The organism is Providencia heimbachae ATCC 35613 (assembly GCF_001655055.1).
Taxonomy (GTDB): domain Bacteria; phylum Pseudomonadota; class Gammaproteobacteria; order Enterobacterales; family Enterobacteriaceae; genus Providencia; species Providencia heimbachae.
Genome location: NZ_LXEW01000030.1, coordinates 1 through 22,040, shown reverse-complemented (window position 1 = coordinate 22,040; position 22,040 = coordinate 1). Strand labels below are relative to the sequence as shown.

18 protein-coding genes and 1 riboswitch are annotated in these 22,040 nt (G+C 39.9%); of the genes, 10 read left to right on the top strand and 8 right to left on the bottom strand.

Going from position 1 to position 22,040, the window contains the following annotated elements; all coding sequences use genetic code 11:
• Nucleotides 1–34: 34 nt before the first annotated feature.
• A complete protein-coding gene (gene gadC, locus M998_RS09945) occupies nucleotides 35–1,588 on the bottom strand; it encodes a glutamate/gamma-aminobutyrate antiporter (RefSeq protein ID WP_068438229.1) in 1,554 nt (517 codons plus the stop codon).
• A gap of 102 nt (nucleotides 1,589–1,690) precedes the next feature.
• Entirely contained in the window at nucleotides 1,691–3,091 is a 1,401-nt protein-coding gene (gene gad / locus M998_RS09940; protein ID WP_068908652.1) for a glutamate decarboxylase, read from the bottom strand.
• Between the two features lie 602 nt (nucleotides 3,092–3,693).
• Here gad and M998_RS09935 point away from each other — a divergent pair.
• Complete coding sequence (locus M998_RS09935; protein ID WP_068438234.1) at nucleotides 3,694–4,758, top strand: linear amide C-N hydrolase; 1,065 nt, start codon at nucleotides 3,694–3,696, stop codon at nucleotides 4,756–4,758.
• 49 nt (nucleotides 4,759–4,807) lie between these two features.
• Here the strand turns inward: M998_RS09935 and metF are convergent, their stop codons facing one another.
• Entirely contained in the window at nucleotides 4,808–5,692 is an 885-nt protein-coding gene (gene metF / locus M998_RS09930) for a methylenetetrahydrofolate reductase (protein WP_068438237.1), read from the bottom strand.
• Nucleotides 5,693–5,913: 221 nt separating this feature from the next.
• Nucleotides 5,914–7,068 carry an acetylornithine deacetylase gene (gene argE, locus M998_RS09925; protein WP_068908650.1) on the bottom strand — a complete coding sequence of 385 codons (1,155 nt, stop codon included), beginning with the start codon at nucleotides 7,066–7,068 and terminating at the stop codon, nucleotides 5,914–5,916.
• Between the two features lie 102 nt (nucleotides 7,069–7,170).
• On the opposite strand from argE, the gene argC reads away from it, so the two are divergent.
• The 4 genes from argC (at nucleotide 7,171) to argH (ending at nucleotide 11,713) form a co-directional block, all read left to right on the top strand.
• Complete coding sequence (gene argC, locus M998_RS09920; protein WP_068438243.1) at nucleotides 7,171–8,175, top strand: N-acetyl-gamma-glutamyl-phosphate reductase; 1,005 nt, start codon at nucleotides 7,171–7,173, stop codon at nucleotides 8,173–8,175.
• Nucleotides 8,176–8,215: 40 nt separating this feature from the next.
• Nucleotides 8,216–8,992: an acetylglutamate kinase gene (argB, locus tag M998_RS09915; RefSeq protein ID WP_068908648.1), complete on the top strand. Its 777-nt coding sequence runs from the start codon at nucleotides 8,216–8,218 to the stop codon at nucleotides 8,990–8,992.
• A gap of 44 nt (nucleotides 8,993–9,036) precedes the next feature.
• Entirely contained in the window at nucleotides 9,037–10,257 is a 1,221-nt protein-coding gene (locus M998_RS09910; RefSeq protein WP_068438249.1) for an argininosuccinate synthase, read from the top strand.
• 79 nt (nucleotides 10,258–10,336) lie between these two features.
• Nucleotides 10,337–11,713, top strand: a complete 1,377-nt coding sequence (gene argH, locus M998_RS09905) for an argininosuccinate lyase (RefSeq protein ID WP_068908646.1) — start codon at nucleotides 10,337–10,339, stop codon at nucleotides 11,711–11,713.
• A 63-nt stretch (nucleotides 11,714–11,776) separates the two neighbouring features.
• On the opposite strand, the gene M998_RS09900 is transcribed toward argH, so the two are convergent.
• The gene (locus M998_RS09900; RefSeq protein ID WP_068908645.1) at nucleotides 11,777–12,130 is read right to left on the bottom strand and encodes a YmdA family protein; all 354 of its coding nucleotides are present in this window, start codon (nucleotides 12,128–12,130) and stop codon (nucleotides 11,777–11,779) included.
• Between the two features lie 668 nt (nucleotides 12,131–12,798).
• Nucleotides 12,799–13,152 (bottom strand): YmdA family protein, encoded by a 354-nt coding sequence (locus M998_RS20215; RefSeq protein WP_068908643.1) that lies wholly within the window; start codon nucleotides 13,150–13,152, stop codon nucleotides 12,799–12,801.
• Between the two features lie 623 nt (nucleotides 13,153–13,775).
• Here M998_RS20215 and oxyR point away from each other — a divergent pair.
• Nucleotides 13,776–14,681 carry a DNA-binding transcriptional regulator OxyR gene (gene oxyR / locus M998_RS09890; RefSeq protein WP_068438261.1) on the top strand — a complete coding sequence of 302 codons (906 nt, stop codon included), beginning with the start codon at nucleotides 13,776–13,778 and terminating at the stop codon, nucleotides 14,679–14,681.
• A gap of 73 nt (nucleotides 14,682–14,754) precedes the next feature.
• Here the strand turns inward: oxyR and sthA are convergent, their stop codons facing one another.
• Nucleotides 14,755–16,152: a Si-specific NAD(P)(+) transhydrogenase gene (gene sthA, locus M998_RS09885; protein ID WP_068438264.1), complete on the bottom strand. Its 1,398-nt coding sequence runs from the start codon at nucleotides 16,150–16,152 to the stop codon at nucleotides 14,755–14,757.
• Nucleotides 16,153–16,601: 449 nt separating this feature from the next.
• On the opposite strand from sthA, the gene fabR reads away from it, so the two are divergent.
• Complete coding sequence (gene fabR / locus M998_RS09880) at nucleotides 16,602–17,258, top strand: HTH-type transcriptional repressor FabR (RefSeq protein ID WP_068438267.1); 657 nt, start codon at nucleotides 16,602–16,604, stop codon at nucleotides 17,256–17,258.
• Nucleotides 17,259–17,271: 13 nt separating this feature from the next.
• Nucleotides 17,272–17,661, top strand: a complete 390-nt coding sequence (locus tag M998_RS09875) for a YijD family membrane protein (RefSeq protein ID WP_068438270.1) — start codon at nucleotides 17,272–17,274, stop codon at nucleotides 17,659–17,661.
• 79 nt (nucleotides 17,662–17,740) lie between these two features.
• Here the strand turns inward: M998_RS09875 and trmA are convergent, their stop codons facing one another.
• The gene (gene trmA, locus M998_RS09870; protein ID WP_068908641.1) at nucleotides 17,741–18,838 is read right to left on the bottom strand and encodes a tRNA (uridine(54)-C5)-methyltransferase TrmA; all 1,098 of its coding nucleotides are present in this window, start codon (nucleotides 18,836–18,838) and stop codon (nucleotides 17,741–17,743) included.
• Between the two features lie 110 nt (nucleotides 18,839–18,948).
• Nucleotides 18,949–19,234, top strand: a riboswitch (cobalamin riboswitch).
• A gap of 75 nt (nucleotides 19,235–19,309) precedes the next feature.
• Between trmA and btuB the strand changes: the two genes are divergently transcribed.
• On the top strand, nucleotides 19,310–21,205 hold the full coding sequence (btuB, locus tag M998_RS09865) for a TonB-dependent vitamin B12 receptor BtuB (RefSeq protein ID WP_068908639.1): 1,896 nt from the start codon (nucleotides 19,310–19,312) through the stop codon (nucleotides 21,203–21,205).
• Nucleotides 21,150–22,013 (top strand): glutamate racemase, encoded by an 864-nt coding sequence (gene murI / locus M998_RS09860; protein ID WP_068908638.1) that lies wholly within the window; start codon nucleotides 21,150–21,152, stop codon nucleotides 22,011–22,013. Before btuB ends, murI begins: the two co-directional genes overlap by 56 nt.
• Nucleotides 22,014–22,040 lie beyond the last annotated feature (27 nt).

Here is a 22,040-nt window from a genome sequence, read left to right as displayed (position 1 = left end):
GCCAATTTGGCAGCCTTTTTTGTACAACGTAAAACTATTTTTTATCCGCAGTTTCAGTTGTTGGCTTATCATCATGAACTAAATGATAAGCAGAACGGGCACGCGGGTGGATAAAGAAGTGATTTACAGGCGCATTATGGGTTTTGATATGTACCATAGAAACACCGGTTTTTTTACCGCGTTTGTCATGAAATGCATAGACAATAAACGGCAGTAAAAAGATAATCACAAAACTTACCGCAAGTAGCGTGACATACGTATCATCGCTTCCTCCACCCGGTAATGAGCTAGGAGGAAAGAATGAAATGACGAAGGCAAGAACAGAAACAATCAGCCCTGCGGATGCGAGCAATAACTTAAAGCCTTTACCACCAGGAATATTAAATGCGCGTTTCTTCTCTGGTTGTTTACAAACTAAATGCATGTAGCCAAGGAACAACATAAAGTAGCTACAGAGATAAATAACCACAGTCAGCGCTAACGCAATCAGGAACGACATATTTCCGCCGCCACCCGTATTGGTGAGAACAATGATTGCAATGGTAGTAATTAATAATTGAGCGATAACTAAGGTGACTGGCACACCATTTTTATTCACTTTCGCAAAACTTTGCGGCAAAATTCCTTTCTGTGCGGCCACATACATGCCTCGTGATGGTCCCACAATCCATGATGCGATTTCGGCTAACACACCCAGTAACAATAAAGCGGCGATAATACGTGCAACCCATTCAAGCGTCGAATTAAAGTGTGTCACTAGTACATTGAATGTTTGTACTACGCCAGCTGACAGATTAATTTCGCTATTGGGTATAACCGCCGCAACCGATAGACCACCAATCGAACTTAAACAGATGGCTGCTATCATTAATAAAAACATTGCAGCAGGGTAATCTCTACCCGGATTCTTCATTTCATTAACGTGTGTTGCTGATGCTTCAACACCCATATAACTTAAAATAAAGGCCACGAAAACAACCAGTGTTCCTATTTGTGTAAAGTCGGGAATAAAGGTCGATGTACTGATTTCAATCGCTAACGGCGCACCGCTGACAAGGTAGCTGATAGCTAAGCAAACTAAAATTAACGCAGGTAATAAAATACCCGCAAAAAAGCCGACTTTAGCGATAGTTGCGGTGTATTTTGTTCCACCGAATTGTGTAAATGCGAGCCCCCATAAAATAATTAAAGCGGCAATCGTTTTAATAATTGGGTCAGTATTAAGCTCTGGCCAGTTCAGAATATAAGAAAGTGCGCCTAAAACGAAATAGAGCATCGGAATAAAACCGATGGCAATTTGCAGATAACCAAAGGAAATGGCTGCAAACCCCCAGCGTTCACCTAATGTATTAGAAACCCAAGCAAAAATCCCACCTTCTTCCCAGCCTTCCACTGTTGCCATTTCGGCAGCACATAGGGCAACTGGAATAAACCATAACAAGCCCCCTAATAAGAGAAAAAAGACCAAGCTAAAACCGGAGGTGGCGAATGTTGGATATTCATAAACTGCCATAACCATAGAGGCAGTGATCGCAAAAAAGCCTAATAAAGTCAGCTGTTTTGCTGCTGGCGCGGTTGTTGTCGCCATACGAGTTCTCCTAAACATTGAATAAAATCAGTCGTTACAGGACTGATCACGCAACAAGCCAAAAAACCGTCAGATTTTTTGGCTTAGTAAATAACACAACGATTAGCTGTGGTTGAAACCACCACCTTCTTTTTCAGTTAGGGGCTTACTGACTGGATGTTCATTGAAGTAATCTAAAGTACGTTTAAAATCTTCAATTAATAGTGCGGCGAGATCTAAGCTGACCCCATGACGAACGAGAATACGCTGAACAACAAGGTCTTCACGATTAGCAGGCATTGAATAAGCCGGTACCTGCCAGCCACGACTGCGTAACTTGTCAGCAATATCGTATAAAGAATAATTACTGGAAGCTGCGCCTTCTTTTAGTTTCCATGCGATAGCTGGGATCCCTTTTTGACTATCACCATCAAAAATCATTTCGAAAGGACCGAGCTTTTCAATTTCACGCGCAAGGTATTGTGCCGTGGCGTAACACGCATTATGAATTTTTGCATAACCTTCGCGACCAAGACGCAGGAAGTTATAGTATTGCGCAATGATTTGACCGCCCGGACGTGAGAAATTCAGTGCGAAAGTTGGCATATTGCCACCTAAATAATTCACATTGAAAATTAGTTCTTCCGGTAAATCTTTTGCTTCACGCCAAATTACCCAGCCGGCACCTAAAGGTGCTAAACCGAATTTATGACCAGAAGAGTTGATTGATTTAACACGTGGTAAACGGAAATCCCATGGCAAATCAGGTGCGCAGAAGGGTGCAAGGAAACCGCCACTCGCGCCATCCACATGGATAGGAATATCGAGTCCAGTTTCTTTTTGCAGTTTATCCAATGCATCATGCACGGCTTTAACCGGCTCATATTGGCAAGTGAATGTGACGCCTAAAGTAGGTACAACACCAATGGTATTTTCATCAACGCGTTTGAGTACTTCTTCTGGACTCATGATTAAACGATCCCCTTCAAGGGGAATCTCTCTGAGTTCAACATCGAAGTAGCGTGCAAATTTGTGCCAGCAAACTTGAACGGGACCACAAATAAGGTTTGGTTTATCTGTTGGTTTACCTTTTGCTGCTTGTTTTTTACGCCATTGCCATTTTAAGGCTAGTCCACCTAACATGGCGGCTTCTGATGAGCCAATTGTTGAGCAACCGAGTGTATTTTCCGCATCCGGAGAATGCCAAAGGTCGGCAAGCATATGAACGCAGCGATTCTCAATTTCAGCCGTTTGTGGGTATTCATCTTTATCGATCATATTTTTATCGATAGACAAATCCATTAATTCACGAATTTCATCATCAACCCAAGTTTGACAAAATGTCGCTAAGTTTTGCCTTGAGTTGCCATCAAGCATTAATTCATCACGAACTGCACTATATACATTACGTGGATCTCGTTCTTTCAATGGAAACTGAGTTTTAGGTAATGATTGCGATAAATCAAATGATGCATATACATCATCAAGTTCACTGTAGTTTGGTGTTAATGACTTCTTACTCATATCTGTAATTCCCTTAATAACGAAGTGTTAATTACTGTAGTTGAATATTAAGTTTCCTATTAAATATAAACCACATATTTGAATTTAACAAAATAATATATAAATATTTACGTTAAATGTCTTAATTGGAATATATTTGGTGAGTTTATTTTGTCTGGGATTGATTTAATTTAATTATTTAATCGTTATTTGATTTGCAGTAATGCTCAAATGCTATTGATTTAATGTGGTTTTTTGGTTTAATAAAAATAATCATTATTATTCATGTGGTTATGTCTGGCTGGGCATTTGGTGTAATATCATGATAAATATGAAATTATAAAGATAACAAGGTTAATATAATGTTTTTATAGAATGTTAACGTTTCATTTTCATATGGAAATTTAATTGAGAACATCATTTTTGTATATTTATAGATAATTACTCACTTTATGATAACGAAAAATAACGTAATTTTTATATAACTGTTTTACCTGGTTGTATTTATGTATTATAAATTAAAATAGAGCGTTATTTTATGGTTATTATTAAATTGAACTGGGAGTTATTTTGATAGTTAGTAATATTTTATTATTAATTTTTATCTAACTAAGGTGAATGAAATGCTAAAAAATAGCACCAACAATCGAATTTTTGCTTGTACTACATTGGCTATCACGGATAAAGAAAATAATATTTATCATGGGAGAACACTTGAATTTTCGTCAGATGAACCTGCTTCTATTTTGTCTTATTATCCCAAAAATCATATTTTTCAACGTCAGGCTCCTAACGGGTCACTTGGATTAAAATACAAGGTTAAGTACCCTTTTATTGCGATAACGTCAGCTGTGAGTTTTAACGGTGCAAAGGATGTCTTACAAGGTGTGAACTCAGGGGGATTATCATTTAGCTTAAATATGATCACAGACTCTGAGCTTGCACCATTAAGCCCTTTGAAATATTCAAAAGCAGTGCCCATCGCTTCTATTGGTGAATGGGCATTATCGCAGTATGCAACAATCGCTGAGCTTAAAAAAGCAATCCCTAAAACCGCCTTCTGGTCACAAAAATTGCTTTTATTGCGGGGTATGCCAAGTCCATTCCATTATGCTTTTTATGATAAAACGGGCGCATGTATTGTGGTTGAAGTTTCTGGTGGCAAGTTACATATTTATGATAACCCAACGCGTTGTATGACCAATGGGCCAGAGTTCCCATGGCATTTAACTAACTTAAACAATTACACTCAATTGACGAACGTAGATGTTTCTTCAAGTACCTTGGGTAATATTAAAGTGAGCCAGCCAGATAGTGGGATTGCATTAGCCGCTGTACCTAATGCAGATACCTCTGTTGGCCGGTTTGTACGCGCGGTTTATTATTCGACTTATTATCATCAAGTTATTGACCCTGATGTTCAGCTCATTGAATTAGCGCATGTGATGAATAAATTTGATCGCCCGAAAAATGCATCGGTAGACCCAATGTTAGGTGAGGACGAAGTTTTTAAACTTTATTTAACCGAATTTTCCGTGTGGACGGTGCTGACAGACTTACAAAGGGGAATTTTGTATTTTCGAGGATACAATAACCTTAACTATCAAAAATTTACCCTAGAAGGCTTTAAAAACGAAAAAGCACCCGTTTTTATCCAAGTGAATCTTCCTGATGTGAGTGGAATATAAATTGTTAATATGCCCAAAGCTGTCATCGCAGCTCTGGGTATTTTGCATATTAAGGTCTAACACCTAATGTATGGCAGATAGCATAAGTCAGCTCAGAGCGGTTTAAGGTATAAAAATGAAAGTCTTTAACCCCTTCACGGCTGAGAATTTTGACCATATCCATGGCGATAGATGCACCAACCAGATTACGGCTTTCTGGGTCATCATCTAACCCTTCATACATTTTTCGCATCCAAGAAGGAATGCGGACATTGGTCATTTTGGCAAAACGATCCAGTTGGCGAAAGTTAGAAACCGGCAAAATACCGGGTACGATTTCTACATCGATACCGGTTGCTACGCAGCGGTCACGAAAGCGTAGATAACTTTCAACATCAAAGAAAAATTGAGTAATAGCGCGGTTAGCTCCGGCATCAATTTTCTTTTTTAAGCTAATTAAGTCCGCCTGAGCACTTTTGGCTTCAGGGTGAACTTCGGGGTAAGCCGCAACGGAAATATCAAAATCGGCTTCGGCTTTGAGTAATTCAACTAAGTCTGTCGCATACATATCAGGTTTGCGGCTATTATCCGGTAAATCGCCACGCAAAGCGACAATATGGCGAATACCATTATTCCAATAATCACGGGCAATTTCTTTGAGCTCGTCACGGCTAGCATCAATACAGGTCAGGTGCGGGGCGGCAATCAAACCTGTTTTATCTTTGATATCTTTAATAATACTATGGGTTCTATTACGCTCACCTGAGTTTGCCCCGTAGGTTACTGACACGAAGTTAGGTTTAAGGTTTTTGAGCCTGTCGATGGATTTCCATAAAGTCTGTTCCATCTCTTCTGAGCGTGGTGGAAAAAATTCAAAAGAGACGTTAATTTGTCCATCTAACTCAGCTAAACTTTGGTTCAACGCTTCGCGTTGGTTTACGTGAAAGAAACTCATACCCTGTACCCTCGTGACTTTAAACTAGCCATTTCATCCATTAATTATTATATTCATTTGTGCGTCTATACGTTTAGACGGCTAAATAGAGATTACCGGATATTTATTTAGAGTCAACACTTAAATCAAATACGAGTCTGATGAATTTTCAACAGCGAAATGAAAAATATTCATGATGAAAAGCACGGACTCAGTCAGAGCCCATGCTTAAAGAGGAGGGATTATTCCGTTAAACAGAAATGCTCGACCATCTGACTAATGAGCTGACGGGTTGGCTCAATAAATCGCATATCAATAAACTCATCAGGCTGATGAGCTTGCTCTATTGAACCTGGGCCTAAAACAAGGGTAGGACACAGCGCCTGAATAAAGGGGGCTTCGGTGCAATAATTCACAGTATCCGCTTTCTGACCTAATAATTGCTCTATGACGGCAACCATTTTATGGTCTGTTGGGCATTCATAACCTGGGATTGGTGGATGCATCGATTCGATTGCTAACCTGCCGGGCCATTTGGTTTTTACGGGTTCAAGAGCCTCATTTAATAGCTCATCCAAATCTTGCAATGTCAGTCCCGGCAATGGGCGGATATCCATATGTAATTCACAGCATCCACAAATTCGGTTTGCGGCATCCCCACCATGAATATGACCAAAGTTCATGGTGGGATAAGGGATCATAAACGCCGGATTATTAAAACGCTCTTTGAGGGTGTTTCGCAAAGCCATTAAATGCGAAATAGACTCATGCATTAATTCAATGGCATTGACACCGCGATCAGGATCACTTGAATGACCTGACTGACCCGTTATGCGGATCGCATTGGAGATATGGCCTTTGTGTGCACGAATAGGTTGTAGTGAAGTTGGCTCACCGATAATGGCAAAATCTGGCCGTAGCGTGGTATTCGCTGCAAAATAGCGGGCACCAGCCATGGATGTTTCTTCATCCGCAGTGGCTAATATATGAAGAGGGTGCTTGAGTTTGGTTAAATCTAGGTCGCGCAATGCATCGAGAATAAAAGCAAAAAAGCCTTTCATATCGGCAGTACCCAAGCCATACAACTTGCCATCGTGCTCTGTGAGCTCAAAGGGGTTTTTGCTCCAGCGGCCATCATCAAATGGTACGGTATCGGTATGACCACAAAGCATCAACCCACCATTTCCTCCGCCAATAGAGGCGAGAAGATTATATTTATCTCGAGTTTCAGGGACGGGTTGGATATTGACTGAAAATCCAAGCGTCTCAAACCATCCCCCTAATAATTCAATAAGGGCTTTATTGCTCTGATCAAGATGAGAATCAGTCGCACTAATCGACGGAGTGGCAATTAATTGACGATAAATCTCAATAAATGCAGGTAATTTAATATTCACTGTTGACAGCCTTTATGCTTAATAGTATCAATATTCATTCACTTTATATGAATAAAAATACACATTCAACTATTTGGGTCACGAGTACAAGGTAGAATACTTATGTTGAACGCAATCATTATCGGAGCCAGTGGCTATACTGGAGCGGAATTAGCTGCTTATTTACAACGTCACCCTAAAATAAACCTTCAAGGACTGATGGTTTCAGCACAAAGTGTGGATGCGGGTAAATGCTTTGCTGACTTACATCCTCAGTATAAAGGGGTCATTGACCTTCCAGTACAACCATTAACCGATGTGGCTGCGGCGACAAAGGGGATTGATATTGTATTTCTTGCAACCGCTCATGAAGTTAGCCATGACATCGCCCCTCAGTTTCTTGAAGCAGGTTGCGTGGTATTCGACCTTTCTGGCGCTTATCGTGTACAAGATGCGGCTTTTTATCCTCAATACTATGGCTTCGAACATACAAATACACAATGGCTAATGCAAGCAGTGTACGGTTTGGCTGAGTGGCAAGCAGATAAAATTAGCCAAGCACAGCTGATTGCAGTGCCAGGATGTTACCCAACCGTTTCACAACTCGCACTTAAGCCTTTGATTGACGCTGATTTACTCGATGAAAACATGTGGCCAGTCATTAATGCTACCAGCGGTGTTTCAGGCGCAGGACGTAAGGCATCGATGGCTAACAGCTTTTGTGAAGTGAGCTTACAGCCTTATGGGCTTTTCACTCATCGTCATCAACCTGAAATTGCGACACACTTGGGTAGAGACGTCATTTTCACCCCTCATCTAGGTAATTTTGCCCGGGGTATACTGGCGACAATTACGTGTAAAGTGAAATCAGGCGTTACCGCAGAACAAATTAGCCAAACGTTTAAACAAGCCTATCAGAATAAACCGTTAGTACGTTTATATGATAAAGGCATTCCGGCATTGAAATCAGTCGTCGGTACACCGTTTTGCGATATTGGTTTTGCATTGAAAGGTGAGCACCTGATTTTAGTCGGCACAGAAGATAATTTATTGAAAGGGGCCGCAGCGCAAGCCGTTCAGTGCATGAATATTCGTTTCGGTTTTGATGAAACAGAGTCATTACTTTAATGCTCTTGTGGGCAAAAAATTTTATTAAGGACAAAACCCCATGCAACCCTTAGTGATTAAATTAGGTGGCGTGTTACTCGATAGCGAAGAAGCACTGGAAAGATTATTTACTGCCATTCAACGTTATCGTCAGGTTCATCAGCGTGAGCTAGTCATTGTTCATGGCGGTGGTTGCTTGGTTGATGAGCTGATGCAAAAGTTGCAATTACCAGTTGTCAAAAAGCAAGGGTTACGCGTCACTCCAGCTGATCAAATCGACATCATCACAGGAGCACTTGCAGGCACCGCAAATAAGACACTCTTAGCGTGGGCAATAAAATTTAAGTTACACGCGGTTGGGCTATCTTTAGGTGATGGGCAAAGTGCAGTTGTGACTAAATTGAATGATGAGCTCGGTCATGTTGGTAATGCTAAGCCGGGAGATGCAAAGTTACTCAAATTATTACTGAGTGCAGGGTATTTACCCATTATCAGTTCCATCGGTATCACGCCAGAAGGGGAATTGATGAATGTTAATGCCGACCAAGCTGCGACGGCGATTGCGCAAGCACTGGATGCAGACCTTGTTTTGTTATCGGATGTGAGCGGTATTTTGGATGGCAAAGGTCAAAAAATTGATGAGATGACCACCCAAAAAGCCCAAAAATTGATTGAACAAGGCATTATCACCGATGGAATGATAGTGAAGGTAAACGCGGCCTTAGATGCAGCGACTACATTGCGACGCCCAGTGGATATTGCGAGTTGGCGTCATGCAGAACAACTTCCTGAGCTGTTCAATGGAACGGCAATAGGAACAAGGATCTTGGCATCTTAATTGAGCCATGGAATTAAATATTAATTAAGCGGGATAGGTACGTTATGAAAAAGGGCATTAAAAAGATTGTATTAGCATACTCAGGTGGTCTAGATACATCAGCAATTATTCCATGGTTGAAAGAAAACTATGACGACTGCGAAGTTATCGCATTTGTTGCTGACGTGGGGCAAGACAGAGAAGAGTTGGTTGGCGTAGAGCAAAAAGCGCTGCAATCCGGTGCATCTGAATGTTACATTGCTGATTTACGTGAAGAATTCATCAAAGACTATATTTATCCGGTACTGAAAACGGGCGCTTTGTATGAAGGCAGTTATTTGTTGGGAACGTCGATGGCCCGCCCTATTATTGCGAAAGCGCAAGTTGAGCTTGCATTAAAAGTGGGCGCAGATGCGGTAGCGCATGGCGCAACGGGTAAAGGTAATGACCAAGTCCGTTTCGAAAGCACTTACACCGCACTGGCACCACAGCTGCAAGTTGTGGCTCCATGGCGTGAGTGGGATTTGCGTTCCCGTGAAGCGCTGCTTGATTACTTAAAAGAGCGTAATATTCCAACCACCGCAAGTCTTGAAAAAATTTATAGCCGTGATGAAAACGCATGGCATATCTCAACAGAAGGCGGTGTATTAGAAAGTACGTGGAATGCGGCTAACCAAGATTGCTGGGTATGGACCGTTGATCCACAAAATGCACCTGATGAAGCTGAATTGGTTACGGTCGGCGTGAAACACGGCGAAGTTGTTTCTGTTAACGGTAAAACATTGTCTCCACTCGGTTGTTTAGAAACATTAAATACATTAGGCGCAAAACACGGTGTAGGTCGTATCGATATCGTTGAAAACCGTTTAGTGGGTATGAAATCACGTGGTTGTTATGAAACCCCCGGCGGCACTATCATGATGGCGGCACTACGTGGCGTAGAGCAACTCGTTTTAGACCGTGATTGCTTTAAATGGCGTGAGCAGCTAGGTCTTGAAATGTCATATGTGGTGTATGACGGACGCTGGTTTGCGCCTTTACGTCATTCATTACAAGCCGCTGCGGAATCATTAGCGCAAGATGTTACCGGTGAAGTTGTTCTGAAACTGTATAAAGGCCAAGTCAGTGCGATTCAGAAAAAAGCAGATAAAAGCTTGTACTCTGAAGAATTCGCCACCTTTGGTGAAGATGAAGTTTACGATCACAGCCATGCTGGTGGTTTTATTCGTTTATATTCATTGTCTTCACGTATCCGTGCGTTGAAAGAGCAAAACAAAGCGAAGTAAATCTATTCGTGTAATACCCCGACAGTGAGTTTCGCTGTCGGGCGCAAAACTTATTTTATCAATCAGGTAGGGATCAGTTATGGCACTTTGGGGTGGACGTTTTAGTCAACAAGCCGATCAGCGGTTTAAACAATTTAATGATTCATTGCGTTTTGATTATCGCTTAGCGCAACAAGACATTATCGGCTCAGTGGCGTGGTCAAAAGCGTTGGTCACCGTGGGTGTTTTGTCTCAAGATGAACAACAATCTCTGGAGCAGGCATTAAATGCCCTATTGAAAGAAGTGCAAGATAATCCTGAGATTGTATTGCAAAGTGACGCAGAAGATATCCATAGCTGGGTTGAAGGCAAACTGATTGATAAAGTTGGTGATTTAGGTAAGAAATTGCATACCGGTCGTAGCCGTAATGACCAAGTCGCGACTGACTTAAAATTGTGGTGTAAAGATCAGGTAGCGCTGTTACTTGAAGCGGTAAGCGAACTACAAAAAGCATTAGTGATCACCGCTGAAAATAATCAAGATGCGGTGATGCCAGGTTATACACATTTACAACGCGCTCAGCCGGTTACTTTTGCACATTGGTGCTTGGCTTACAGTGAAATGCTATCCCGTGATGAAAGCCGTTTGCAAGATACCCTCAAACGTTTGGATGTCAGCCCGTTAGGTTGTGGCGCTTTAGCAGGAACAGCTTATGATATCGATCGTGATCAACTCGCATCATGGTTAGGTTTTTCATCGGCAACACGTAACAGCCTTGATACCGTTTCTGACAGAGACCATGTCCTTGAGCTGTTATCTGACGCCAGTATTGGGATGGTGCATTTATCACGTTTTGCTGAAGATTTAATTTTCTTTAATAGCGGTGAAGCAGGGTTTGTTGAGCTTTCGGACAAAGTAACCTCGGGTTCTTCATTGATGCCGCAAAAGAAAAATCCCGATGCATTGGAGCTTATTCGTGGCAAATGTGGGCGTGTACAAGGTGCGCTTACCGGCATGATGATGACCCTTAAAGGGTTGCCACTGGCTTATAACAAAGATATGCAAGAAGACAAAGAGGGGTTATTTGATGCCCTTGATACTTGGTTAGATTGTATGCATATGGCCGCTTTAGTTTTGGAGGGTATTCAACTGCGTCGTGGGCGCTGTGAAGAAGCCGCGAAACAAGGCTACGCAAATGCTACTGAACTGGCGGATTATTTAGTGGCCAAGGGTGTTCCATTTCGTGAAGCGCACCATATTGTGGGCGAAGCCGTTGTTACTGCGATAGGCCAAGGAAAAGCATTAGAAGAAATGGCATTAAGTGATTTACAAAAATTCAGTGAGACTATCGAGCTTGATGTGTATGAAATTTTATCGCTGCAGTCCTGTTTAGATAAAAGACTTGCGAAGGGTGGGGTATCACAGAAGCAGGTTGCAAAAGCGATTGAGGATGCGAAAAGTCGCTTAGGGATGTAATTGATTGTCGCTAGAAAAAATGGGGGGTAGCGATGCTACCCCAATTCCCATAACACGAGTTTTTTAGATATATTTAATCGTTAACATACCTAATTTTTGCTCTTCATTGACCCAGTTATAAGTATACTCACCTCGTCCATCATTAATCACTTTCCAACCTTCAGTCTTCGTTACATGATTAAGATCTAAATGGCTACTCGTCATATCTGCTTTGTCATTAAGACAGTTTAGTGTAATTTTTTGCTCATTAATTTCATTGAAGCACGGTGGATGAACAATTGACCCGCTAAAGTTAATCGTTCCCGAGTGTTGGTTAGTTTCTGCATGAGCACTCATTGTGCTAAGTACAGGAATTAATAATAATGCAGTTAATGAAATAATAAATACTTTTTTAGTCATTGATAATAAATTTTTCATAATAGTATCCTATCGCTGATTTTGAATAATCAACTTGCTGTGTGTTTTAAGTAAAAAACTTTAAGTTTCTGAATCTAGTTATTAAGGTAAGGCGAATTAAATTATCGTAGTGCTTTTGATGGGATGGATTATAAAGGCAAAATCCCGTTTAAGGTGTAAATCTTAACAAGGAAATGTATTAAAATATAAAGAAAACTTGTGAATGTAATTGAATTTTCATGAAGGATTAACCCAAAGCCAGATGAAGTAATATGCTGATTAATCTGTGTAATTGACACTAAATACCCCGAGTTTGAGGTTTTTAATACGGTTTTATTAGATTAATCTACCAGGTTGTCTTATTAGGTTAGGGGTTTGTAGCCGTGATTTTGGTTGGTATTAACAAAATTACTTTACGATTTTTTATTTACTTTTATATAAAAACTTACAAAGTTTAATTATAAGTGAAAGGAAATATAACAAAATGTTTCAGTAATTGATTAGAACAATCGAATATAGTCATGTTCCTCACGCTATAGTTATATATCAATAGTGAAAATTAAAAATATATTAAAAATATATTAAAAAATGTAACATTGAATTCAATTAAACACACTTGATGCGTATTTTTGATAAAAGGGGATTCTTATTGATGAATCCCCTATAAGTAGCAAACTCTTTTACTCAGACTATTGGTATTGGATTTTTACGAGTCCTTTATTGTGGTCGTTCTTGACCCACTCAACTTCATAGCTTCCTAGCTGGTTTGAGAGCATTGCTTTCTTAGTCGTATTCATAAGCGTGCTAGTATCAATATAACTTGTTTGCATGTTCGCGTGATTATCTAGGCAAGAGAATCGTAGATCCTCAGTAGTTTCCTGATGAATTAAACATGGTGTATGAACGATATTTCCAGTGAAAGTAACTGTCCCCGAATATTCTTTAGATGCTGCATATGGGCTTAGAGATAATAATGATACAAGTGTTAATACCGATAACTTGGTAAAGAGTGAATGGAAGTGGACAGTTTTGGTGGTGCGCATAGCGTTTTCTCCTGTGCTAGATCATTGTGAGTGAAAGAGCTTTTCGGAATCCGCTAAATTGATGAAATCATAAAGTTGCATGATTTAATTGGAATTTTTTATTTTTCTCTACGTAAATTATAATATAAAAATGCTTGGGAATGGAATAATTGAAGTGTGAATAAATATGTATAAAACTTTGTTAAATTGATAATTTTAGTGATATTAACTGAAAGTGAGTGTGTAGATTATTTTAATGGTTATCGTTTATTTAAATCGAACCTTTTATAATTTTTTTTATTTTATGATTCACATCGCTCATGTCACTTAAAAATAGGTAATTAGTTTATTGCTGCCATAAAAATTTTTTAATTCTAACCGTGCGATTATACTTACCTTATATATGTTAAATAAAATTTATATATTTGATGACGAAATGTTATTTATGAACAATTCAAGCTGATACATTTTGTTTCTAAATATTACAATTTGTTTCAAATGGTGGCTATTAATTCTATTTAAGGTATCACTTTAGGTACTTTTATCAACATATCAATAGATAAAACAATACAATATCGCTATAGTGATTGGTATTATCTATCTTGAATAGAGTTTACCCAAGAATTGACCAAAGGAAAAGAGATATGAACATTCGAGACTTGGAGTACCTAGTTGCACTTGCCGAACATAAACACTTTAGACGTGCAGCTGACTCTTGCCATGTAAGTCAACCGACATTAAGTGGTCAAATTCGTAAGTTAGAAGATGAATTAGGTGTAATGCTTTTAGAAAGAACAAGCCGTAAAGTTCTTTTTACCCAGCAAGGTTTATTACTTGTTGAACAAGCCAGAACAATTTTGCGTGAAATTAAAGTATTGCAAGAAATGGCAGCATTACAAGGTGAAAGCATGTCTGGCCCTTTGCATATTGGGTTAATTCCGACGGTTGCCCCTTATTTATTACCGCATATTATTCCTCAATTACACCAAGCTCATCCAAAGCTTGAAATATATCTACATGAGGCACAAACCCAACAATTATTGGCTCAGTTAGATAGCGGTAAATTAGATTGTGCAATCCTTGCGGAAGTAAAAGAAACGGCACCTTTTATTGTCGTGCCTTTATTTGAAGAGCCAATGAAGTTGGCTATTTATGAAAGCCATCCGTGGCATGACCGCCACACGGTTGAAATGGGCGAATTAGCGGGCGAAAAGCTATTAATGTTGGAAGATGGTCACTGTTTACGTGACCAAGCAATGGGTTTTTGTTTTCAAGCTGGGGCAAAAGAGGATACACATTTCAGAGCAACGAGCTTAGAAACGTTGAGGAATATGGTTGCAGCGGGAAGTGGAATTACATTATTACCTGACTTGGCTGTGCCAAATGAAGCATGTCGTGATGGGGTTTGTTATTTAAACTGCATTGAACCTGAACCCAAACGCACCGTTGTCTTAGTTTACCGCCCAGGCTCACCATTACGTGGTCGTTACGAACAATTAGCAGAAACTATCTATAATTCGATGGATAATTACTATAAAAATAAAATGTAGGTGTAATTAAACAAATTAAAGAAGAAAAACATGATGGTTGCCAGTTGTGCCGGCAACCATTAATTGAAGGTAGCTAGAATAATCGATTTAAACCATTCAATGCTGCAACGCGAAAGGCTTCCGCCATCGTTGGGTAGTTAAATGTTGTATTCACGAAGTACTCGATCGTATTCCCTTCACCTTTTTGCTCCATGATAGCTTGGCCGATATGAATAATTTCTGCCGCTCTTTCACCAAAACAGTGAATACCGAGAATTTGTAGCGTTTCTCGATGGAATAAGATTTTTAAACTACCCACATTCATACCTGCAATTTGAGCTCGTGCTAAATGTTTAAATTGGGCACGACCTACTTCATAAGGTATTTTCATCGCAGTTAATTGCTGCTCAGTTTTACCGACAGAACTAATTTCAGGAATGGTGTAAATTCCCGTCGGAATATCTTCAACTAAGTGTGCATTACCTAAACCGCAAGTGATCGCGCGTGCAGCGATACGGCCTTGGTCATAAGCAGCAGAAGCTAAGCTTGGGTAACCAATCACATCGCCGACCGCATAAATGTGCTCATTGGTTGTTCGATATGCATGATCAACTTTCACTAAACCACGGCCATCAGCTTCAATACCGACATTCGCTAGACCTATACCGTCGGTATTACCTGTTCTGCCGTTGGCATAAAGTAAGCAATCTGCTTTGACTTTTTTACCTGATTTCAGGTGAACAATAACACCGTCATCTAACCCTTCGATTTTTTCATATTCTTCATTATGGCGAATAACAACGCCACTATTCCAAAAATGATACGACAAGGCGTCTGACATTTCCTGATCAAGAAATGCTAGCAAGTGATCTCGAGTATTAATAAGATCAACTTTGACACCTAATCCACGAAATATAGAGGCATATTCACAACCAATAACACCCGCACCATAAATAATTACATGGCGAGGTTCATGAGTTAGATTAAGAATAGTGTCACTGTTATAAATTCGGGAATGATTAAAGTCGACATCTGAAGGGCAATAAGGGCGAGACCCTGTGGCGATAATAATTTTATCAGCGCTCAGGACATCACAGCTTCCATCGGTATAGCGAACACTAACATGCTGGTCATCAATAAAAGTTGCTTCACCAGAAAACATTTGGCAACCGTTACGTTCATAAAACCCTTGGCGCATACGCGTTTGCTGACTAATAACTGTTTCAGCATGGGTAAGGATTTCAGCAAAAGACGATCGCAAACTGCGGGAGTTATCACTATAAAGAGGGTTTTGATTAAATTCGATAATTCGACTAACCGCGTGACGGAGTGACTTAGAGGGAATGGTTCCCCAATGGGTACAGCCACCGCCGACATTATTATAACGTTCTATAACAGCAACGTTTTTTCCTTGTTTCACGAGTCCCATAGCGGCACCTTCACCACCAGGACCAGAACCAATGACAATTGCATCAAAATGGGTATGTTGCATGAGGTAAGACCTGCTTTTAGTACAAAATGACAACATTATCTTATCATCAGTTGCATATTTAACCTAATCCTCGTCGTCTTTCAAATAGATACAGCGTTGGCTGCAATTTTGCCGCCTTGTCTCTATTCAAATCCAGTAAAAGAAACACAGTGCATTTTTGGTGAATCTATTTTTGGGCGCTACGCTATGGTAGAGGAATATTTTTTCATTTATAGAACGAAAAGAGAGTAAGTCAAAATCTGAAAATCAGGTATTTGCTCTATAGAGTCATCTTTTCCCTGAACCAGAATAATAAATTTCAGGTATGCTAAGGAGAGTATTGCATTCAAAATGTTTATTATTGGTATATTCATTAATGTTTATACTCAAAATGATTCAAAATACATGTCGCTTACAACCACATAATTTGGTCCCTTAAGAGTATAAATAACATAGAAATTAGGAACATCGTGAGTAACACTATTGGCGTTAGAGCAAAACAAAAAGAAAAAACTCGTCGTTCGCTCGTCGAAGCTGCATTTAGCCAATTAAGTGCTGAACGAAGTTTTACTAGTCTTAGCTTACGAGAAGTCGCACGAGAAGCTGGTATTGCACCCACTTCATTTTATCGTCATTTCAAAGATGTCGATGAGCTCGGGTTAACAATGGTTGATGAAAGTGGGCTTATGTTGCGTCAGCTTATGCGACAAGCTCGTCAACGTATTGCAAAAGGTGGGAGTGTGATCCGTACATCAATCTCAACCTTTATGGAGTTTATTGGTAATAACCCAAATGCCTTTAGGTTATTATTGCGTGAGCGTTCAGGGACATCTGCGGAGTTTCGTGCCGCCGTTGCCAGAGAAATCCAGCATTTTATTGCCGAACTAGCCGATTACCTTGAGTTAGAAAACCATATGCCACGCCATTTTACCGAGATGCAGGCAGAAGCCATGGTGACAATTGTATTTAGCGCCGGTGCTGAAGCGCTTGATATCGATGAAGAAAAGCGGCAGTACCTTGAAGAACGCTTGGTACTACAGTTAAGAATGATCGCAAAGGGTGCTTATTACTGGTATCGCCGCGAACAAGAAAAACAAAATCAAACTGCCCCAGATCTAAACAAATAATAAAGGAGAATCAATGATGGATCACAAAAGTTATGAAAGAAGTACATTACTCCTAGCATTAGTGATTGGCCTATCGACGCATGGAACTTTCTCTGCATTGTTCAACTCTCTTGTCGAATTTTCTATCTTTCCAGTCATCGCTTTAGTGCTCGCTGTTTATTGTTTACACCAACGTTATTTACATCAGGCGATGCCGATGGGATTACCAAAATTTGTTGCAGGTAGTTTCTTTATTGGTATTTTTGGTTATGCGGCGATTTTACGCGTTCAGCATCCTGAGGTTGGCTCCAATTTCATCCCTTCAACGGTGATTGTCATTTTAGCTCTATGGATGTATACCAGTTGGAAAGCACGTAAAAGAGAACAATTAGAATTAGCGTTGGAACAAGAGGCTGAAAATTAATTTCGTCGAATTCTAAAAAATAAAAATGCCGCAGTTCATATTTTGAGTTGCGGCATTTTTATTTTAAGGCAAACAGCTTCTAGCGACGAGTTAGTAAAACGCCGCTTTCCATATGGTGTGTATAAGGGAACTGATCAAACAGTGCCAATTTTTCTATTTTATGGGTTTCATTCAGCGTAGTTAAATTATCGCACAAAGTTTCAGGGTTACAGGAAATATAAAGGATATTGTCGTATTCCTGTACTAACTGCACTGTTTTGTCATCTAGCCCACTACGAGGGGGGTCAACAAAAATAGTATTGCATTGGTAATCAGAAAGATTAATTCCTTCTAAACGTCTAAATTCACGGGCACCACGCATCGCTTGAGTAAAGTCTTCTGCAGACATTCGGATAATTTGCACGTTATCAATATTGTTGGCTTCTATATTATATTGAGCTGCGGATACCGACGGTTTGGCGATTTCAGTGGCTAATACGCGGTTAAAGTTTTGAGCTAATGCCAACGAAAAATTACCATTGCCACAATAGAGTTCTAATAAATCACCAGTAGAATTTTGGGTTGCTGAGATTGCCCACTCCAACATTTTAATATTTACATGTGCATTTGGTTGAGTGAAGCTATTTTCAACTTGGCGATAAATCATTTCTTTACCATTAATCGGTAAAACCTCATCCACATAATCATTATCCAACATGATTTTTGTTTTAGACGCGCGACCAATAACCTGCACATCAAAACCTTTGGCAATTAATGTCGCTTTTAGTTCTTTGGCTTCAAGCTCCCACTCTTCCCCTAGCTTTTTGTGATACAGCAAAGAGACTATCAGCTTATTGCTTAAGGTTGAGAGGTAATCGACCTGAAAGAGTTTATGACGTAGAAGTTCACTTTGTTTAATTAATGGCAAAAGCTCAGTCATCATTCGATTAATTAATTGGCTAGCCACAGGAAACTGATCAATATAGATACGTTCTTTTGTTTCTTTATCAAACATAATATGGAATAGGTCATCATTGTCATGCCACAGCCTGAACTCGGCTCGCATCCGGTAATGGGATTTTGGTGATGAAAAAATTTCAGGTTCAGGCGCTGCATAAGGGGCCATCATCGTTTTTAATCGGTCAACTTTTCCTGCCAGTTGCAGTTCATAATCTTTGGTAGGCAACGTGTTGTGCATGATATAGGCCCCATAAAACAGTAAAATTCGTATCAGGGGCGAAATTGTAGGGAAAGCGACGAAGATGTCCAGTTTTCATTATGCATCCGTAGACACTGAGCGTCATTCAACTTAGGATAATAGTTCGTGGTTTTAGGGAATTTGGTGCGAATCCAAAGCTGACGCGCAACGGTTATTAAGGATATCCCCGTCATACTTCAAACTACATGGGTGTTGGCATCTCTCAGCTACCCTAGTCACATACTCCAGTATGCTCCTAGGGATATCTTCGCTTGCCGCCTACATGTAACTTGAATTATTTAGGGGATATAGCAAGCCTCGTTTTCACTCAATTCAATATAGAAATAAAGCTTGTAAACTTATGAGTCCGATACCTGCCACGTTTCAAATCGCTTCGTTGAATATTAGCGCGAACCTTATATTCGGCCTCGCGGAAATTTTAATTTTATTGATTTTCCGAGTGTAATAATAATGAACAATAAAAAGTTGCTGCCATTATCGGTCGCTGCTATAGCCGTGTTGTGTGGTATTTCCTCTCTGGCAAGTGCAAATGCAAATAATAAGTCTGACGAGTTAGTTGTCTCAGCAAATCGCTTTGAACAACCACTTTCTTCTATATTAGCCCCTGTAACGGTTGTGACGCGTGAAGAAATTGACCATTGGCAATCAAATACCGTGATTGATGTGTTGAGACGGTTGCCAGGTGTGGATGTGGCACAAAATGGCGGAATGGGGCAACAAAGCTCGCTATTTATCCGGGGAACGGAATCGCGGCATGTTTTAGTTATGATTGATGGGGTTCGGCTTAATCAAGCGGGTATTTCGGGTTCTTCAGATATGAGCCAAATTCCAATTTCACTGGTTCAGCGTATTGAATATATTCGCGGTGCCCGTTCAGCCGTTTATGGTTCTGATGCTATTGGCGGTGTGGTCAATATTATCACACGTCGTAATGACGATGGCACAACCTTAAATGCAGGCATTGGTTCTCATGGCTATCAAAATTATAATGGGTCAACACAGCAAAAAGTCGGTGAAAATACCACTGTGACGGCTGCGGCTGCTTATATGCATACAACAGGGTTTGATATTGAGGCTAGGGGATTTAGTGGTGATAGGGTGCAGCCAGATAAAGATGGTTTTTTGAGTAAATCATTATGGTTGGGTGTTGAACATCAGTTTTCATCAGATATTGTGGCTTATGCGAGAGCATATGGATACGACAATAGAACCGACTATGACGCTTATTATGATAAATCTGCGGATTCTCAAGTTGATACCCGTAAATTATATAGCCGTACCTATGAAACTGGTTTGAAATATCATAATGATAAATACTCAACCTCATTGATGGGTAGTTACAGCACAACAAAAGATTATAACTATGATCCAAAATATGGCCAGTATGGAACATTCTCGAATTTAGATGAATCTAAGCAATATAATCTTCAGTGGGGAAATAATTATCTTCTAGATAAGGGCAATATTAGTACCGGTATTGACTATCAACGTCAGAGCATCGAACCAAGTAGCTATACAATGATAAGTGATAAACAAACGTTAAATAACACAGGACTTTATTTAACTGGGCAATATACATTGATAGACTCAGTGGTAGCCGAAGCGGCTGTTCGTTCAGACCATCATTCTGAATTTAATTGGCATACGACTTGGCAATCAGGATTGAGTTGGGAATTTTATGAAGGGTATAAACTTGTAGGTTCATATGCAACGGCTTATAAAGCACCTAATTTAAGTCAGTTATATGCATACTCATCATCGATATATGGCACAACTGTAGGTAACCCAAATTTAAAACCCGAAGAGAGTAAACAGTGGGAAATAGGATTTGAAGGTAAGACAGGACCATTATTTTGGCAAGTTAATGCATACCATAATGATATCGATAATTTAATTGACTATAAATATGGTTATCCAATTAGTACTTATGAAAATATTGGTAAAGCGAAAATTAAAGGAGTTGAGTGGGTTGGTGAAGTCGAGACGGGAATATTCCATCATCAAGTAACTTATCAATATACTGACCCAAGAGATAAAGAAAAAGATGAAGTTTTACTGAGAAGAGCAAAACAGCAAGTAAAATACCAACTTGATTGGGCTATTTATGACGTAGACATGGGACTGACTTATCAATATATAGGGTCTCGCTATGACAAAATGGGTAATGGTCAACGTATCAAAGTCGGCGGCGTTAGCCTTTGGGATCTAACCGCCGCATATCCAGTTACTTCACATCTCACAATTCGTGGTAAAATAGCTAATATGTTCGATAAAGACTATGAGACCGCGTATGGTTATCGCACCGCTGGAAGAGAATATTTCCTTACAGGAAGCTACAACTTCTGATAACAACCTATCTATTCGCCCGACCATTCTTGTGTTTGACTCAGGAGTGGGCGGGTTATCTGTTTATCGTGAAGTCAAAAAATTGATCCCGAATGCGCACTATATATATGTATTCGACAATGAAGCATTCCCTTATGGTGAAAAAAGTGAGCAATTCATTATCGATAGGGTTTACCAAATCGTTAATGCCGTCGCGCAAAAGCATCCACTCACTATCACCATCATCGCTTGTAATACAGCAAGTACCGTCAGTTTACCTAATCTCCGTGCCCACTTCAGTTTTCCGGTGGTGGGAGTGGTACCAGCAATAAAGCCAGCAACTAAACTGACGCGAAATGGGGTTGTTGGGTTATTAGCAACAAAAGGTACGGTAAATCGAGAATACACCAAAGAGCTCATTGAACGCTTTGCGACAGATTGCAATGTGGTTTCATTAGGTTCGGCGGAGTTAGTTCAACTTGCTGAAAGGAAATTGCATGGCGAAACGTTATTATTAGATGAAGTTGCTCAAGCGGTAAGACCGTGGCTAAGAATGTCTGAGCCACCGGATACGGTTATTTTAGGTTGCACGCATTTCCCTCTATTAATAGAAGAGCTAGAAAAAGTCTTACCTAATGGAACAAGATTCATTGATTCAGGTTCGGCGATAGCCAGAAGAACGGTATGGCTGATAAATAACCAAGCAGAAATCACGCATTCTAATGAGCTAGATTTTGCATATTGTTTATTAATGGATGAAAGTACACAGGCATTACGTCCTGTTCTTGAAGCGGAAGGCTTCATATTGCTGCAAAAACTAGCGGTTTAAGTTAAATTTGATGGAAAGCTGAGCAAG

Excerpts from the sequence above, each read along its gene's own strand:
- gadC (WP_068438229.1), bottom strand. The coding sequence starts at position 1,588 with ATGGCGACAACAACCGCGCCAGCAGCAAAACAGCTGACTTTATTAGGC.
- gad (WP_068908652.1), bottom strand. The coding sequence starts at position 3,091 with ATGAGTAAGAAGTCATTAACACCAAACTACAGTGAACTTGATGATGTA.
- M998_RS09935 (WP_068438234.1), top strand. The coding sequence starts at position 3,694 with ATGCTAAAAAATAGCACCAACAATCGAATTTTTGCTTGTACTACATTG.
- metF (WP_068438237.1), bottom strand. The coding sequence starts at position 5,692 with ATGAGTTTCTTTCACGTAAACCAACGCGAAGCGTTGAACCAAAGTTTA.
- argC (WP_068438243.1), top strand. The coding sequence starts at position 7,171 with ATGTTGAACGCAATCATTATCGGAGCCAGTGGCTATACTGGAGCGGAA.
- argB (WP_068908648.1), top strand. The coding sequence starts at position 8,216 with ATGCAACCCTTAGTGATTAAATTAGGTGGCGTGTTACTCGATAGCGAA.
- M998_RS09910 (WP_068438249.1), top strand. The coding sequence starts at position 9,037 with ATGAAAAAGGGCATTAAAAAGATTGTATTAGCATACTCAGGTGGTCTA.
- argH (WP_068908646.1), top strand. The coding sequence starts at position 10,337 with ATGGCACTTTGGGGTGGACGTTTTAGTCAACAAGCCGATCAGCGGTTT.
- M998_RS09900 (WP_068908645.1), bottom strand. The coding sequence starts at position 12,130 with ATGAAAAATTTATTATCAATGACTAAAAAAGTATTTATTATTTCATTA.
- M998_RS20215 (WP_068908643.1), bottom strand. The coding sequence starts at position 13,152 with ATGCGCACCACCAAAACTGTCCACTTCCATTCACTCTTTACCAAGTTA.
- oxyR (WP_068438261.1), top strand. The coding sequence starts at position 13,776 with ATGAACATTCGAGACTTGGAGTACCTAGTTGCACTTGCCGAACATAAA.
- sthA (WP_068438264.1), bottom strand. The coding sequence starts at position 16,152 with ATGCAACATACCCATTTTGATGCAATTGTCATTGGTTCTGGTCCTGGT.
- M998_RS09875 (WP_068438270.1), top strand. The coding sequence starts at position 17,272 with ATGATGGATCACAAAAGTTATGAAAGAAGTACATTACTCCTAGCATTA.
- trmA (WP_068908641.1), bottom strand. The coding sequence starts at position 18,838 with ATGCACAACACGTTGCCTACCAAAGATTATGAACTGCAACTGGCAGGA.
- btuB (WP_068908639.1), top strand. The coding sequence starts at position 19,310 with ATGAACAATAAAAAGTTGCTGCCATTATCGGTCGCTGCTATAGCCGTG.
- murI (WP_068908638.1), top strand. The coding sequence starts at position 21,150 with ATGGTTATCGCACCGCTGGAAGAGAATATTTCCTTACAGGAAGCTACA.